This window comes from Flavobacterium sp. GNP008 (assembly GCF_056428965.1).
Genome location: NZ_JBWJVL010000003.1, coordinates 1 through 15,129 on the forward strand (window position 1 = coordinate 1; position 15,129 = coordinate 15,129).

At 32.0% G+C, this 15,129-nt stretch carries 16 protein-coding genes; 12 read left to right on the forward strand and 4 right to left on the reverse strand.

Going from position 1 to position 15,129, the window contains the following annotated elements; all coding sequences use genetic code 11:
• Positions 1–105 precede the first annotated feature (105 nt).
• The gene (gene pepE / locus AC0608_RS09410; RefSeq protein ID WP_478288892.1) at positions 106–813 is read right to left on the reverse strand and encodes a dipeptidase PepE; all 708 of its coding nucleotides are present in this window, start codon (positions 811–813) and stop codon (positions 106–108) included.
• Positions 814–959: 146 nt separating this feature from the next.
• On the opposite strand from pepE, the gene AC0608_RS09415 reads away from it, so the two are divergent.
• The 8 genes from AC0608_RS09415 to AC0608_RS09450 all read left to right on the forward strand — a co-directional run bounded on the left by AC0608_RS09415 (position 960) and on the right by AC0608_RS09450 (position 7,863).
• Positions 960–1,715, forward strand: coding sequence for a hypothetical protein (locus AC0608_RS09415; protein ID WP_478288893.1), 756 nt, complete (start codon positions 960–962; stop codon positions 1,713–1,715).
• Positions 1,705–2,433, forward strand: coding sequence for a hypothetical protein (locus tag AC0608_RS09420; RefSeq protein ID WP_478288894.1), 729 nt, complete (start codon positions 1,705–1,707; stop codon positions 2,431–2,433). Before AC0608_RS09415 ends, AC0608_RS09420 begins: the two co-directional genes overlap by 11 nt.
• 13 nt (positions 2,434–2,446) lie before the next feature.
• Positions 2,447–3,184: a hypothetical protein gene (locus tag AC0608_RS09425; RefSeq protein WP_478288895.1), complete on the forward strand. Its 738-nt coding sequence runs from the start codon at positions 2,447–2,449 to the stop codon at positions 3,182–3,184.
• 36 nt (positions 3,185–3,220) lie between these two features.
• Positions 3,221–3,976, forward strand: a complete 756-nt coding sequence (gene bamP / locus AC0608_RS09430) for a BamP family beta-barrel-assembly machinery protein (RefSeq protein ID WP_417958562.1) — start codon at positions 3,221–3,223, stop codon at positions 3,974–3,976.
• Complete coding sequence (locus AC0608_RS09435) at positions 3,973–4,476, forward strand: DUF6702 family protein (protein WP_417958561.1); 504 nt, start codon at positions 3,973–3,975, stop codon at positions 4,474–4,476. Before bamP ends, AC0608_RS09435 begins: the two co-directional genes overlap by 4 nt.
• Before the next feature lie 64 nt (positions 4,477–4,540).
• Entirely contained in the window at positions 4,541–6,784 is a 2,244-nt protein-coding gene (locus AC0608_RS09440) for a M1 family metallopeptidase (protein WP_478288896.1), read from the forward strand.
• Between the two features lie 111 nt (positions 6,785–6,895).
• Positions 6,896–7,297, forward strand: coding sequence for a twin-arginine translocase TatA/TatE family subunit (locus AC0608_RS09445; RefSeq protein ID WP_417958559.1), 402 nt, complete (start codon positions 6,896–6,898; stop codon positions 7,295–7,297).
• Complete coding sequence (locus AC0608_RS09450) at positions 7,297–7,863, forward strand: phosphatase PAP2 family protein (protein WP_417958558.1); 567 nt, start codon at positions 7,297–7,299, stop codon at positions 7,861–7,863. Before AC0608_RS09445 ends, AC0608_RS09450 begins: the two co-directional genes overlap by 1 nt.
• Positions 7,864–8,006: 143 nt before the next feature.
• Here the strand turns inward: AC0608_RS09450 and AC0608_RS09455 are convergent, their stop codons facing one another.
• A complete protein-coding gene (locus AC0608_RS09455; RefSeq protein ID WP_417958557.1) occupies positions 8,007–8,648 on the reverse strand; it encodes an O-methyltransferase in 642 nt (213 codons plus the stop codon).
• 81 nt (positions 8,649–8,729) lie between these two features.
• Here AC0608_RS09455 and rlmN point away from each other — a divergent pair, with 81 nt between their 5' ends.
• Positions 8,730–9,773 (forward strand): dual-specificity RNA methyltransferase RlmN, encoded by a 1,044-nt coding sequence (rlmN, locus tag AC0608_RS09460; protein ID WP_478288897.1) that lies wholly within the window; start codon positions 8,730–8,732, stop codon positions 9,771–9,773.
• Positions 9,774–9,817: 44 nt separating this feature from the next.
• Here rlmN and AC0608_RS09465 read toward each other — a convergent pair whose 3' ends face one another.
• Positions 9,818–10,672 (reverse strand): hypothetical protein, encoded by an 855-nt coding sequence (locus AC0608_RS09465; protein WP_417958555.1) that lies wholly within the window; start codon positions 10,670–10,672, stop codon positions 9,818–9,820.
• A 187-nt stretch (positions 10,673–10,859) separates the two neighbouring features.
• Here AC0608_RS09465 and AC0608_RS09470 point away from each other — a divergent pair, with 187 nt between their 5' ends.
• Positions 10,860–11,837, forward strand: coding sequence for a polyprenyl synthetase family protein (locus tag AC0608_RS09470; RefSeq protein WP_478288898.1), 978 nt, complete (start codon positions 10,860–10,862; stop codon positions 11,835–11,837).
• A 195-nt stretch (positions 11,838–12,032) separates the two neighbouring features.
• Here AC0608_RS09470 and AC0608_RS09475 read toward each other — a convergent pair whose 3' ends face one another.
• Positions 12,033–13,175, reverse strand: a complete 1,143-nt coding sequence (locus tag AC0608_RS09475; protein ID WP_478288899.1) for an ATP-binding response regulator — start codon at positions 13,173–13,175, stop codon at positions 12,033–12,035.
• Between the two features lie 425 nt (positions 13,176–13,600).
• Here AC0608_RS09475 and AC0608_RS09480 point away from each other — a divergent pair, with 425 nt between their 5' ends.
• Together AC0608_RS09480 and AC0608_RS09485 are read left to right on the forward strand one after the other, a co-directional pair.
• Positions 13,601–14,368, forward strand: coding sequence for a response regulator (locus AC0608_RS09480; RefSeq protein ID WP_478288900.1), 768 nt, complete (start codon positions 13,601–13,603; stop codon positions 14,366–14,368).
• A gap of 276 nt (positions 14,369–14,644) precedes the next feature.
• Positions 14,645–15,085, forward strand: a complete 441-nt coding sequence (locus tag AC0608_RS09485; protein WP_478288901.1) for a hypothetical protein — start codon at positions 14,645–14,647, stop codon at positions 15,083–15,085.
• The last annotated feature ends 44 nt before the right edge of the window (positions 15,086–15,129 follow it).

A 15,129-nucleotide genomic window follows, 5' to 3' on the forward strand; every position in this document is an offset into this window, starting at 1 on the left:
AGAGCTCCAGCCTTCCAAGCTGGTTGTCGCGAGTTCGAGCCTCGTCTTTCGCTCTTTGAAGCCGAAACGTAATTGTTTCGGCTTTTTGTATTCAATTTTTCACCATTATTTTATAAAATTCAAATCGGTTCCAGTCTCTAATTCTTCAGGTTCATGATTTTGCCTAAAGAGTCTGGCGGTCAGATTGCCTTTCAAAATAATTGTATCTCCTTTGACATCCAGCCAACTGCCTTCTCTCAACCCTAAAACAGGGACGGAATTAAAAGCATGGTATTCCTTGATGCGGGTTTCTCTGGTTTCGCCCATGTGGTTGGAATTAGTGTCGGGATCTAAATAATGGGGATTTAGATTAAAAGGAATAAGTCCTAGAGTTTTAAAACTTGGCGGATAGACAATGGGCATGTCATTTGTAGTTTGCATGGTAAGTCCACAAATATTGCTTCCTGCGCTTGTTCCTAAATAAGGGGTGCCGTTTTTCACAACTTCAGAGAGGATTTCCATAACATTGTTCTTATGCAATTGCGATACCAGTACAAAAGTGTTTCCACCTCCCGTGAAAATTCCTTCTGCATTTTTTATACCCTGCGCTACATCTTCAAATTCATGAATTCCGATTACTTTTATATTTATTTTGGCGAAAGCCAATCCAACGATTGCGGTATATTCCTGATGTGAAATTCCTCCTGGTCTAGCATAAGGAATAAAAAGAATGGTCTTGCAATTTTTAAAATGTGTTGTTAACGTGGGTAACAAATAATCCAAGTAACTTTCGTTTGCAAGCGTGGAAGTACTTGCGATTAATATGTTTTTCATTTTTAAAGCATGATTTTTGCTAAAGGTATTAAATTGGCCATTTTTATTTCTACTTTTTAATTAACAATTTTTTACCAAGTCATTAGTAATTAATTTGCAGTGCATTAAGATACTTTTACGAGGCGTCTATAATAGATTTTAAAGAGATGATTAAAATTATATATTTATTTTTGGCTTTTACAGTTACTAAAGCCATGTCTCAGGAAGGTTTTCGAACGCGATTGAACGGAAAAGTGACTGCTGAGGTTTCGGCTTTGGAGGGTGTTTATGTAATAAATATAGCAACAGAAAAAGTGGCAATTACGGATCATGAGGGTGATTTTTATGTTCAGGCTGCTGTTGGAGATACGTTGCTGTTTAACGGCACACAGTTCAAAGAAACTAAAATGGTTTTGGTTCAAGATCATTTTGAACACGGAATTCTCTCTGTGAAACTAGCGCCTATCATAAATCAATTAAGGGAAGTGATTATTCGAAACGGTATTAATGCAGTAGCATTAGGGATTGTTTCTAAGGGTCAAAAAGTCTATACCCCAGCGGAGCGAAAGTTGTATACTGCCAGTAATCTTAATGCTACTGCTAATGTGGGTAGTATGATGGGAGGGTCTATCTCAGCAGATCCATTAATTAATTGGATTTCGGGAAGAACTAAGATGCTAAAAAAAGAAGTTGAAGTCGAAAAGAAAGAAGCGTATTTGAGGCAATTAGAAAATATGTTTACCATTGACTATTTTGTGGGTAAACTGAAAATTCCAACTGAATATGTAAAAGGATTTGAATATTACAGTGTGGAAAATGAACAATTTGTAGCAGTTCTAAAATCTAAAAATGTTGCTTTGACTACATTTTTGATAGGAGAATTAGCAGCTAAATATAAAGAAATAATTGCAAGTGAAAATTAAAAGTACCCTACCGTTGCTGTTTTTTTTATTAGTCCAGGTCGCTTTTGGACAGGAAGTAATGGTAAAGGAAATTCGAGGAAAAATCACTGCAGATTCTGTTGCAGTTGACCGCATTACTATTGTGAACATATCCTCTGAAAAAGCAACCGTTTCAGATATTGATGGTTTTTTTACAATACCTGTAAAGGAAGGAGATGTTTTGGTATTTACGGCCGTTAATCTGGAAATACTTCGCAGGAAAATTAACAAACAGGATTTGGTAGGCGTTGTTTTGAATGTGATAATGAATCCTAAAAGTATCGTTCTAAAAGAGGTTGTAATAAGTAAATCTTTGTTAACGGCAGAAAGTTTGGGAATTATTCCATATGGTCAAAAAAAATACTCCCCCGCTGAACGGAAATTATACACTGCTACATCTGGAGGCGGAATAGATGGATTGCTAAACGCGATCTCTGGAAGGAAAGCCATGCTCAAAAAGGAAATTGCAATTGAGAAAAAAGAGAGGTTACTTGCCAAAATTGATATGCTGTTTGATAATCAGTATTACACTGAAACGTTAAAAATCCCATCAAATTATATCAAAGGATTTCAATATTATTGCGTTGATGATGTTGATTTTGCGATTGCACTACACTCAAAAAATAAGACATTAATGATGTATTTAATTGTCAAACTTGCTGAAAATTATAACGATATAATAGTCCTTGAAAATAAATAGTATTTTATCAGGAATGTTGTTTTTTTTATGCAACATTTTTTTTGGACAAACTCCCGACGAAAAGTTATTTTCAGGAAAAGTCAGTGTAGATTCTATTGGTGTAAACGGAATAAACATATTAAATTTAACAAACGGTAAGGCAACGCAAACAAATGAGGCAGGAGGATTTTTTATTTTGGCGAAAGCCAATGATGTACTCCTCCTTACTGATGTAAATCTTAAACCATACAGAAAGATAGTTAGTTCTAATGATTTTAAATTGGAGGTATTGTTAATTCAAATGGTTTCAAAAGCTACAGAACTTAATGAGGTAATTGTCAATACGCATCCAGCAATAAATGCGAAGAACTTAGGGATAATTTCAAAAAACCAGAAAAAATTTACACTTTATGAAAGACGGTTAGCAACTGCGGGGGATTTTAAACCTATTATGCTATTGAGCTTGTTGGGGGGATCAATGCCCCTTGATCCGCTAATAAACGAGATTAACGGAAGAACAAAACGAATTAAAAAATTGGTTGTTCTGGAAAAAAAAGAAAAGTATATCAAATTGATATCTGAATTGTATGGTCAGGAATATTTCACAGACAAACTAGGAATAGCGAGGGATTATGTAAGTGACTTTAAATATTTCATAGTGGAAAATGAAATTTTTTTAAAAACTTTAGAATCCAGAAATGAACAAAGAATTTCTTTTTTTATGGTAGCTTTGGCACAAGAATACAAGGCTATACTAATTAACAAAAATTGATAGCCGAGTTTAAAAAAATAATACTTAAAAAATAATATGAAAACTACAATAAAAATTATTAGTTTACTTTTCTTTTTCCAATTGAGCTTTGGTCAAAATGAAAACAGGAAATCGATGCATGGTCAATTTATAAATGAATCCGCGTTGGTCGATAATGGATATGTTTTTAATTTAAATTCGAAAACGCGAACTTTTATTAGCGATCAAGGATTCTTTGATATTTTGGCCAAAGCCGAAGATACGTTGCTTGTTTCTAGCGCCTCTTTCAGATCTAAAAAAATTGTGCTTCAGGAAAAAGATTTTTTAAAATCATTGTTTGTAGTTGCTTTAGAGTCGCAAACTACCTTGTTGAAAGAAATTATTGTAAAAGGGAAAAAAGAAATAAAGCCTGCTATTGTAGGTTCTCAGAAAATTGTAGACATGCAATTTACTGACGATGCAAAATCTTCTCCCATAAACAGGACGATGCCCTCAGACGGAACCATAGAAAACGGAATGGATTTTGTAAGAGTATTCAAAATGGTTTCGAAATTGTTAAAGAAAGATTCATCAGAAAACGCGAGTTTGAATCAGAATAAGGATTTTTCTGAAGCAGTTTATAAAGGAATCGATGCTTATTTCTTTACCAATACATTGAAGTTAAAAAGTGAAGAAATCAGTCTTTTTCTTGATTATTGTGAGAGTGATCCAAAATCAAAAAACCTTTTGAAACAAGAAGACGAGTTTTTACTGATTGATTTTTTAATAACCAAGAACGAAGAGTTTAAAAAAATCACTACTATTAAAAAATGAAAAAAATAATCTTACTATCTTTTTTTGGGCTATTGTTAGTAACGCTAACATCCTTTGGGGTGCATAAATTTTATGTGGCATTGTATCAGGTTAATTATGCTTCAGATAAAAAAATGCTCCAAATAACAAGCCGAATATTTGTAGACGATTTAAATAGTGCAATTGAGAAAAAATACCAAAAGAAAATCAATTTGGGTTCAGAAAAGGAAACTCCAGAAGACTTAATTTTTTTAAAAAAATACTTCAGCGAAAAATTTTACATTAGGATAAACGGTGAGGCTAAGCCAATACATTTTATAAGCAAAGAAATGGAAGGTGATGTGTTAATTTGTTATTTCAAGATGAAAGAAATTCAAAAAATTAATTCCTTAGAAATTTACAATGCGGTAATCACTGAAGGCAATTCGGAGCAACAAAATATAATGCATTTTAATGTAAGAGGAACCAAAAATACATTGCTCTTTACCGAATCTACCTCCAGTGGAATGTTAAAATATTAATTAATTTGGATACATCTATATAAAATTATTATTTTCACACATTGAAATAACCAGATTTCCACCTATGAAAAAATTATCTTTATTATTATTTCTTCCAGCATTGTTATTTGCACAAGAAAAAACAACACCGGTAACACCAAAACAAACCGGTAAGTACGACACCAATAAGTTTAGCCAAATGTATGATTTGTTAGCCACGCCTAACATGTTTCGGACGGCTTCAGGAGCACCAGGGCCAGCTTATTATCAACAACAAGCGGATTACAAAATTAACATTGAGCTTGACGACAAAAATTCTAGATTAAGTGGTTCGGAAACTGTTACTTATTATAATAATTCTCCTGATACTTTGGAATATTTATGGGTACAGTTAGACCAAAATCAAGCCGCTAAAAACTCCCAAACTCCATTGGCTGAAAGCCAAAGAATGGAGCAGGTTTTTCCGGCGGGTAACTTCACTAATAAGTTTTTGAAACAAGAATTGGAACGTGGATTCAATATTGAGTTTGTTAAAGATGCAAAAGGAAATCCTTTGTCTTACACGATTAATCAAACCATGATGCGTATTAATTTGGCCACGCCAATGAAACCGGGTGAAAAATTCTCTTTCGCAATAAAATGGTCTTATAATATCAACAACTACAGACAAGATGGTGGTCGCTCCGGATATGAATTATTCGAAAAAGATGGAAATAAATTATATGTAATCGCTCAATTCTATCCTAGAATGGCGGTGTATAATGATGTTGAGGGATGGCAGAATATGCAGTTCTGGGGAACAGGAGAATTCACATTGCCTTTTGGTAATTTTGATGTAAACATTACAGTTCCTGCGGATCACGTTATGGAGGCAACAGGAGAGTTGATGAACAGAAGCGAGGTGTTTACTCTAGAACAAGTAAAAAGATATGAATTGGCCTTGAAATCATACGATAACCCAGTCGTTATTGTTACACAAGCGGAAGCAGAAGCAAACGAAAAAGGATTTTCTGATAAGAAGAAAACATGGAAATTCAGTGCTAAAAATGTAAGAGATTTTGGTATAGCCACTTCTAGGAAATTCATTTATGATGCAATGGCCGTTAAATTAAGTAACAAGACGGTACTGGCAATTTCAGTTTATCCTAAGGAAAGTAATCCTTTGTGGGGAGAAACTTCAACAAGAACTGTTGCACATACTTTGAAAAGTTATTCAGCACATACATTTGATTATCCTTATCCAAAAGCAGTATCAGTATCTGCAGAAGATCAGGGTATGGAATATCCAATGATTTGTTGGAATTACGGACGTCCTGACGAAAAAGGAGTGACTAGTGAGCGAACTAAAAATGGCATGATTGGAGTAGTGGTACACGAAGTAGGACACAATTTCTTTCCTATGATCGTAAATTCGGATGAGCGTCAATGGTCATGGATGGATGAAGGATTGAATACCTTCATGCAATACATGGCGGAGCAGGAAATGGGAACCAATTTTCCTTCCAGTCGAGGTCCTGCAAGTAAAATTGTTCCTTACATGAGTGGTGATCAAAAGTTTTTGGAGCCGATTATGTCCAACTCTGAAACAATAGTGCAGTTTGGAGCAAATGCCTATGGTAAACCTGCTACAGGACTCAATATTCTTAGAGAAACTATCATGGGGAGAGAGTTGTTTGACCATGCTTTCAAAGTATATGCCAATAGATGGAAATTCAAACATCCTACACCTGAAGATTTTTTTAGAACTATGGAAGATGCGTCAGCAGTCGATTTAGACTGGTTTTTCAGAGGATGGTTTTACTCTACTGATTTTGTAGATATAGGAGTAAAAGAAGTAAAACAGTATTACGTTTCTGAAACGGCTACTAAAGAATTAAAAGATGCAGTGGTTAAAAGAGGGCGTTTTGGTCAGGAAAAAGGGCCTTTTGTATATTTAGTGCCTGGAACAAGCGAAGAATTATCTTCTAAAGATAAAAAAGCGTTAGCGATTGCAGAGGTAAATTTATTGTCAGATTATGTGAATAAAAACTTTACTGCTGATGAAAAAACAAAATTAAAAGCACCAAAATATTTCTACGAAGTAGAGTTCAATAAACCTGGAGGTATGTTAATGCCAATTATTGTTGAATTGACTTACGAGGATGATTCAAAAGAAACATTCAAATACCCAGCTCAAATTTGGAGAAAAAATAACGATACCGCTAAGAAGGTTTATGCTACTGCAAAGGCAATCAAAAAGATCCAAGTGGATCCAAAATTAGAAACCGCTGATATTGATGTAACCAATAACACGTGGCCTAAAGAAGAAGTAAAATCTAAATTTGATTAAATAAAGATAAAATTTTAAAAAAGACTCTGAAGAGAGTCTTTTTTTTATGAAATAATTAAAAGTCCAAGATTCAAAATTTGATATCTTTGTAGCAATAAAAATAAAAAATATATGTTTGGCATAGGAGGAGGCGAATTAATTTTTATCATGTTTATAGTACTGATGCTTTTTGGGTCAGACAAAGTTCCTGAAATAGCCCGAACAATGGGCAAAGCAATGGCGCAATTAAAAAATGCTACTAACGACATAAAAAGCGAAATTCAAAAAGGAGCTGAAGCGAATGGATTTGACACAAAATCATTGAGCGATATAAGAGGGAATATTACGTCTGAAATCAACAAAGCAAAGGATAATTTATTGGGAGACACTTCTCAATTTAGCGATATAACGGGAAACATTACTTCAGAGATCAATAAAGCGAAAGACAGTTTGCTTGGAGAGGCAACTGCTCCAATAGAAACTACTAAAGAAGTGATTGAAGACATTACAGGTCCGATAAAACGTCAGGTGTAATGGTAGAAAAATTACTCTCTCTAGATACGGAATTGTTTGTTTTTTTAAATGGTTTAGGATCTGAAACGTTTGACGGACTATGGTCATTCATTACGAGGCAAAGCAATTGGATTCCACTTTTTTTACTTTTGCTGTATGTCATTTTTAAAAAACTAGGCGCAAAACAAACACTATACTTACTTTTATTTGTCGCAGTGTTAGTAACGTTTACAGATCAATCTACAAATTTATTCAAAAACGGTTTTCAGCGGTTACGTCCCTGTAATAATCCGCAAATCAATTCCTTCATACGCATTGTACAAATCCGGGGATCTTTTAGTTTTTTCTCAGGGCATGCGTCAAATTCAATGGCTGTTGCAACGTTGGTTTATTTTACGCTAAGACAGTATTTTAACTATTTTTGGTTGTTGTTTTTATGGCCTTTTGTCTTTGCATACAGTAGAATTTATCTCGGATTGCATTACCCATTAGACATTTTATCAGGTTATTTATTTGGTTTTACTTTTGGTTTTTTGATGTTTAAAGTTTACAGAATGGCACAACATAAGTATTTCCCGCAGCAATAATTTTAGAATTGGTTTGGAGGTCTTTCCGGTTCTGTTCTGTATCTTTCTAGTAAACTTGTTTTCGATTCCGAAATGAGTTTTATAACTGGAAAGGATGTCGCTTCTATAAGGGCTAGGAATTTGTATATAAAAAACATTAGAAATTATAAGATTCGGCTAACTGTCAATCCATCCCGAATAGGCAATAGTACTGTTTCTACTCTAGGATCACTTGCTAATATTTTATTGTATTCCAGTAATACTTTTGTGCTGATGTCATTGGGTTGTAAGGGTTCTAAAATTTTTCCGCTCCACAGGACATTATCTGATAAAATAATTCCGCCTTTGTTCATTTTTGGAACAATTAAATGAAAATAGTTGAGGTAATTCTCTTTATCGGCATCGATGAAAACCAAGTCAAATTTCATTTTTAAAGTTGGAATTATGGCAGTTGCTTCTCCTAGATGCTGAAAAATGTGTTTTCCCCAAGGCGATTTGTTAAAGTGCTTACGCTGGAAATCCACCAACTCTTCTTTAATGTCAATAGTATGCAATTGTCCCGTTTCCTGCATGCCTTCGCATAAGCACAACGCTGAATAGCCAGTATACGTGCCAATTTCCAGAATATTTACAGGTCGGATCAATTTAGATAACATACTCAAAACTCGACCTTGAAAATGACCGCTAAGCATTCTTGGCAATAGAATTTTTTGATATGTTTCTTTATTCAACGCTGCTAATAAAGCGGGCTCTTTTTCAGAATGTTGCTCGATATAATCTTCTAATTCTTGGGAAATAAAATGCATTTTTGGAATTTTTTTCAATTGAGAGCAAAGTTATCAAATTATCAAATCAACAAATCAACAAATTGTCATTAAATTTGCACCATGGAAATAGAGAAAAAAGACATACGATCTTTATCAAAAGAACAATTACGTGATTTTTTTGTTACAAATGGAGACAAGGCTTTTCGTGGAAATCAAGTCTATGAATGGTTGTGGAGCAAAGGTGCGCATAGGTTTGAGGATATGACTAATGTTTCTAAAGGAACACGTACTGTGCTGGAAACACATTTTGTCATCAATCACATTAAAGTGGATACGATGCAGCGCAGTGAGGATGGCACCGTTAAAAATGCAGTACGTTTGCACGATGGTTTGGTGGTCGAATCGGTTTTGATACCTACAAATACAAGAACAACAGCGTGTGTTTCGAGTCAAGTGGGTTGTAGTTTAGACTGCAACTTTTGCGCTACAGCGCGATTAAAAAGAATGCGGAATCTGGAGCCTGCTGAAATCTATGATCAAGTAATTGCCATTGATAAAGAAAGCCGTTTGTATTACAATCATCCGTTATCGAATATTGTTTTCATGGGAATGGGAGAGCCACTCATGAATTATAATAACGTATTAAAGGCCATAGAAATGATTATTTCACCGGAAGGCTTAGGGATGTCACCCAAGCGAATTATGCTTTCAACCTCTGGTGTACCAAAAATGATTAAAAAACTCGCGGATGATGAAGTGAAATTTAAACTCGCTGTTTCGTTGCATTCTGCAATCGATGAAATTCGTTCTCGGATTATGCCTTTTAGTGCTAATTTTCCATTAGCAGATTTACGCGAGTCATTAGAATATTGGTACAAAAAGACTAAAAGTAAAATTTCCTATGAATATGTAGTTTGGAAAGATATCAATGATAATAAAGCCTCAATAGATGCATTAGTGAAGTTTTGTAAATATGTTCCCTGCAAAGTGAATTTGATCGAATACAATCCAATTGACGATGGAGAATTTCAACAAGCTTCAGAAGAATCTATAAATGATTATATAAAAGCATTAGAAGCAAGTGGGATTGTGGTAAAAGTTAGACGTAGCCGAGGAAAAGACATAGATGCTGCTTGCGGGCAATTGGCCAACAAAGAAGCATAAAAAAAGCATTAAGATTTTAACGTTAATCGTAATGCTTTTAGTTTTTATTTTTCTAAAACTATTTCTTTAGTAACTCCGCCAATAGTTATAGTTGCAAGATTATCACATTCACCAGTGCCGTAGTCTAATATTCCTTCTGAATCATTTTTAGTAATTTTAATAATACCTTGAACTGGAAAAGGTAATTTGCAACGCATTACATAACGTAAAGGTGCCGTAATTAAAGTGCTAATTGTAGTCCCATTTGGCAACAAAGTACTACCATTACCAGTAACTAGAAAAACATTGTCTTCCCAACTAAGAGGGGTGTTATATCCTTCAATCATTTCTTTGATTTTAGTTCCTGTTCTGGTATAAGTTTTACCATCATCAAAAGTAATTTTCATGTCAACTGTAAAAGTTGACACCGGATGAATCGAAGCCAGTAATTCAGTACTTTTTAAAGAGTAATTAATGGATTTATTACCTTGCAAGAGTTTGTTGTTGTGATAAAAATTCACAAAACTGTAAGACAAAGTTCTTGACATACTCGTGAAATCATTTGAAAAACTAATTATAATTTTTCCTTTCAACACGTTTCCGTTTGGAAGAGCACAGCCCTCTGATCCAAAATCGATAGTTCTGGTCCAAGTTCCGCTTACTAGTACTGTGGTAATAGTTGTACACGCCGGGAGAATGCTCTTGATCGCTACGCTTGACTTATTCGAAGCGCTTTGTTGAACGGAATATTGATCTTCAACAATGTACATAACATCATCTACGGATGCATCAATTTTAGAATCTACTGTAATTTCTTTAATAGACAAAGCTGTAGTATCATCGATTTTTTCACTTGTGTCACAGCTGCTAAAAAACGACAAAGATAAAAACGCAGTAATAAATAAAAATTTTGTTTTCATAATTAAAATTTTAAGTTAATTCTCTTTTTTTTGTGTAAAAATACAATATTATTAGGTTTAATATGCATTGCATCAATTGTTTATGTAAAATTTTTTAATATTTTTTGATTATTGAATTTTAAAGAATTCTACACTTAGGATAAAATACATAACGTTCTTTTATTTAAAATAGTATCTTTGAATTCTAATGAATGTGACTTCTCAAATTAAACAGCCTATTTTCGATGAAATGGAACTTTTTGAAAAAAAGTTCTATGAATCGATGACTTCAAAAGTGGCTTTGTTGAATAGAATTACTTATTATATAGTTAATAGAAAAGGAAAACAAATGCGTCCTATGTTTGTTTTTCTAACTTCAAAAATGGTTTCCCAAGGAATGATCAACGAGAGAACGTATCGGGGCGCCTGCGTTATAGAATTAATCCATACTGCAACATTAGTTCATGATGATGTGGTAGATGACAGCAACCGACGTAGGGGTTTTTTCTCGATTAATGCACTTTGGAAAAATAAAATAGCCGTACTTGTTGGGGATTATTTATTATCTAAAGGTTTATTACTCTCTATTGATAATGGTGATTTTGATTTACTTCGAATTATTTCAGTCGCTGTACGCGAAATGAGTGAAGGAGAATTGCTTCAAATAGAAAAAGCCAGAAGACTGGATATTACCGAAGCTATTTATTATGAAATCATTCGAAAAAAAACAGCCACACTTATTGCTGCTTGTTGTGCTCTTGGGGCTAAATCCGTTATCGAAGATGAAACTCAAGTAGAAAACATGCGAAAATTTGGAGAGCTGATCGGGATGGCTTTTCAAATAAAAGATGACCTATTTGATTACACCGAAGATGCAATTGGTAAACCAACGGGAATTGACATCAAAGAACAAAAAATGACTTTACCACTTATTCACGTTTTGAATACATGTACTTCAAAAGAAAAAAAATGGCTTATCAATTCCATTAAAAACCACAATAAAGATAAAAAACGTGTTAAAGAAGTTATTGCTTTTGTGAAAAACAATAATGGATTACTTTATGCAGAACAAAAAATGGTTGATTTCCAGCAAGAGGCACTTTTACTGTTGAATAATTATCCTAATTCAGAGTTTAAAGAAGCGCTCATTTTGATGGTTAATTATGTAATTGAAAGAAAAAAATAGTTCCGTAATGTCGTTCTAACAAAATAAAAATCTTATTTTTTTATTCATTATGCAACCTTTTTAGGTTGTAACTCGTCTATGATAATAGTAACAGTTTGTAAAGATTTCAAAATTAATTGCCTTACATCCAGCGGGAAAATAAATTTAGCCAGTTAGTTGTCGAGAATAATCGGCAGATAGAACAGTAAATGTACTTCAAATTTTCTTCAAAAATGTAGCGCGTTTGTCATGACTATCATTACTGCTTAAGTCAAAGGCCGTATTTTTATACAATGGTAAAAATATTTTTATTGTTGTACCTTCATTTTCTTTCGAAATTATACTAAAAACACCTTCTGATTTTTTTATAATAATCTTACTTAAAAAAAGTCCTAATCCTAATCCTTGTTGCTCTCTTTCTTCTCGATTGAATTGTTGAGCCGCCCCAATTTTTTTTAATTCTTGTTCATTGAATCCAATTCCAAAATCGCGAATGATTAATTCATAGCTTTCGTCATTATACCGTTCCCCAGAAATAATAACAATTTTATTATTTGGCGAAAATTTCATCGCATTATCGATTAGTTCAAAAAGAATAAAATACAAGTGTGTATCACTTATTTTTAGGTTAGCTTCGTCAATTTCAAAGCTTATTCTTTTCTCTTTATTTTCATAAATTTCAAAAAGTTTTTCTTTTACACTAGAGAAGACATTTGATATTTCACAATGGGATTCAGTGTTAAATTCGAGTGTATTGTTTTTTAGATTTTGATAGAGAATTATATTTTGCATTGTTCTATTTAATCGTTCTCCTGATGTTTTGATAGAATCGTAAAACTTTAAAACTTCCTTTTTGCCAAGGTTTTCTTCATAATCTATTAAAAGTTCAATTGATCCTAAAATTCCACTTAGCGGCGTATTTATTTCATGTAAAAAAGATTTTTTTTCGCCTATGTATAAATTATTATAAGCACTTTTAATTTTTTCGAAGCGCTTTATTTTTGTTTCGATTACCAGTGTTAATTCTTTTATTTTAAAAGGCTTAGACATGAAGGCATCAACACCTTCTAAAAGAGATTTTCTCTTTAAATTATTTTCTTTTTTGGCTGTCAAAAAAATAAAGGGTATTGGACTCAAAGACAGCGTTTCTTTAATTATTTCATATAGGGTATTGCCATCCATGATAGGCATCATTATGTCACATATAATTAAGTCAGGTATCCAATGTTCTAATAAATTTAATGCTTCTTGACCATTATTTGCGGTCCTAACTTCATAATTTTGGTACGTAAGAAGTTCTGTAATAGTTTCTCTTAAATTTAATTCATCGTCTACTAAGAGAATTTTATTTTTGTTCATAAGCAAAGATTAATTTATTTTTGTTTTAGAGTTTTCGTAAATTTATAATTATATTCTTGTGTTAGAAATCTAAAAAATATTTATTGATAGGAAATCCTCTATCTTAATTTTTGTGAGCTCACTGTGCAGCTCTTAAAAAAGAGTATTGCATTCTATTTATTCTGACTCAAAACCGATTTATTTTGAAATAGGCTTAATCTTTCATCTATTCTAACAAATAAGAGACTTTTATGTTTTCAGCACGTAACCTATTTTATTTAATAACTTTTTTATTTTGTAAGTTATAAATGAGCTTTTTATTTATTTTAAACAGAAATGAAAATAATCTACAAAAGTATTTTTAATAAGAATTAAAACATCTTTACTTACTGATAATTTAAAATAAAATGAGGTTTGATTAAAACAGAAAGTATTAATTTAGTAAAATGGAAAAGTACAAATTAAAAATAGTTTTAATAGAAGATGATTTAGCTTTAGGAAGCTCAATTTTGGAATTATTAACTATAAGTGATTTCCAAGTAGAATGGTTGAAAAATGGGATTGAGGCTTTAGAATATTTTCAAAAAAACATACCGGATCTTATCATAAGTGATTTAATGATGCCAATGATGGGGGGGGAGGAATTATTTTTAAAGATTAGAAAAAACATTAAATTTAAAGCCATACCGTTTATAGTAATTACTGCAAATGTAGATGATGAAATTAAATTTAAGCAATTAGAAAATGGAGTAAATGATTTTATAATGAAGCCTTTTAAAGTAAAGGAATTGATTTATAAAATTAAAAATGTAATTGACCTTAAAAAAAATATAGAAAGAAAATATACCCCTGATCCGTTTTCAAAAGTTACAATTAAATTATCAGAGAAAGATTTTATAACTTCACTAAATGAAATTCTTGTAAGGAATTTAAGAGTTAAGATCGACATGGACGAATTGTCCAGTCAACTTTGTATAAGTAAATCTACATTAGATAAAAGAGTAAGGAAACTTACTAATAAAAATGGTAGTAAATACATTAGGGAGTTTAAATTGGATTATGCAGTTAAATTAATTCATTTAGGCGAAAAAAACATTCAATACTTAGTAGATGAAACCGGATTTAGTTCATTTTCTTATTTCTCTACTAGCTTTAAATCATATCTTAATCTTACTCCGAGGGATTATATTAAACTAAGCCAAGCTGAAAAATAATTTTGTTTTAAATAGTGGAGGTTTTATAGGTCATTCTTAAGTTACTTGCTAATTTGTATTGTTGTAATTGAGTCATTTCTAAAACACAAATTATTAGTATTTTTTTTTAACTTACAGCCTAAAATGAGTCTAATCTGATTCTAGGTTTATAATTTTATAAAACAATTTAGGTAATTCTTACCATACAGCTTACTTAAATATTTTGTTAGAATGATAAATTATGATTTGGTAAGGGTAAGCTGTTTTGGATAAGATTTTTTTAATTAATTGGAAAATATGAATAATAACTTCACAAATAAACCTGTAAGAGAAGAAATTTTGGAGGAAAACGTCCTTTATCAAGTTTTAGAATCAAAAGTTATTTTTAAAAATGATAAAGAAAAAGTTAGCTTTAATATAGACCAAATTTCAGGAGTTAGATTAGTCAAAAATAAAGATTTTTCTGGGAATATTATGTTGCTACTTTTTTTGATTTTACTTGACATACTAGTTTTATTTCCTATAAATTCTGTTTTTGATTTCATTAAATTATTTTTCATCACAGTATTCTTAATTTTAGTTTGTAGGATTAAAAAACATTCACATAAAATTCTTATCAATATAGGCTCGTATGGTTTTAACGAAATATTAATTTCTAAAAAAAATCTTTCTTTTGCTAATGTTTTTATTTCTAAGTTTATGATTGATAATAATAAAAATATTAAATTAGAAATCTAATTAGTCTAAAAAATGAATTTTAAATTATCTTAAAATTATTTCAA

Bases quoted from the DNA above. Each gene is read 5' to 3' on its own strand.
- pepE (WP_478288892.1), bottom strand. From the start codon at position 813: ATGAAAAACATATTAATCGCAAGTACTTCCACGCTTGCAAACGAAAGT.
- AC0608_RS09415 (WP_478288893.1), top strand. From the start codon at position 960: ATGATTAAAATTATATATTTATTTTTGGCTTTTACAGTTACTAAAGCC.
- AC0608_RS09425 (WP_478288895.1), top strand. From the start codon at position 2,447: ATGTTGTTTTTTTTATGCAACATTTTTTTTGGACAAACTCCCGACGAA.
- bamP (WP_417958562.1), top strand. From the start codon at position 3,221: ATGAAAACTACAATAAAAATTATTAGTTTACTTTTCTTTTTCCAATTG.
- AC0608_RS09435 (WP_417958561.1), top strand. From the start codon at position 3,973: ATGAAAAAAATAATCTTACTATCTTTTTTTGGGCTATTGTTAGTAACG.
- AC0608_RS09440 (WP_478288896.1), top strand. From the start codon at position 4,541: ATGAAAAAATTATCTTTATTATTATTTCTTCCAGCATTGTTATTTGCA.
- AC0608_RS09445 (WP_417958559.1), top strand. From the start codon at position 6,896: ATGTTTGGCATAGGAGGAGGCGAATTAATTTTTATCATGTTTATAGTA.
- AC0608_RS09450 (WP_417958558.1), top strand. From the start codon at position 7,297: ATGGTAGAAAAATTACTCTCTCTAGATACGGAATTGTTTGTTTTTTTA.
- AC0608_RS09455 (WP_417958557.1), bottom strand. From the start codon at position 8,648: ATGCATTTTATTTCCCAAGAATTAGAAGATTATATCGAGCAACATTCT.
- rlmN (WP_478288897.1), top strand. From the start codon at position 8,730: ATGGAAATAGAGAAAAAAGACATACGATCTTTATCAAAAGAACAATTA.
- AC0608_RS09465 (WP_417958555.1), bottom strand. From the start codon at position 10,672: ATGAAAACAAAATTTTTATTTATTACTGCGTTTTTATCTTTGTCGTTT.
- AC0608_RS09470 (WP_478288898.1), top strand. From the start codon at position 10,860: ATGAATGTGACTTCTCAAATTAAACAGCCTATTTTCGATGAAATGGAA.
- AC0608_RS09475 (WP_478288899.1), bottom strand. From the start codon at position 13,175: ATGAACAAAAATAAAATTCTCTTAGTAGACGATGAATTAAATTTAAGA.
- AC0608_RS09480 (WP_478288900.1), top strand. From the start codon at position 13,601: ATGGAAAAGTACAAATTAAAAATAGTTTTAATAGAAGATGATTTAGCT.
- AC0608_RS09485 (WP_478288901.1), top strand. From the start codon at position 14,645: ATGAATAATAACTTCACAAATAAACCTGTAAGAGAAGAAATTTTGGAG.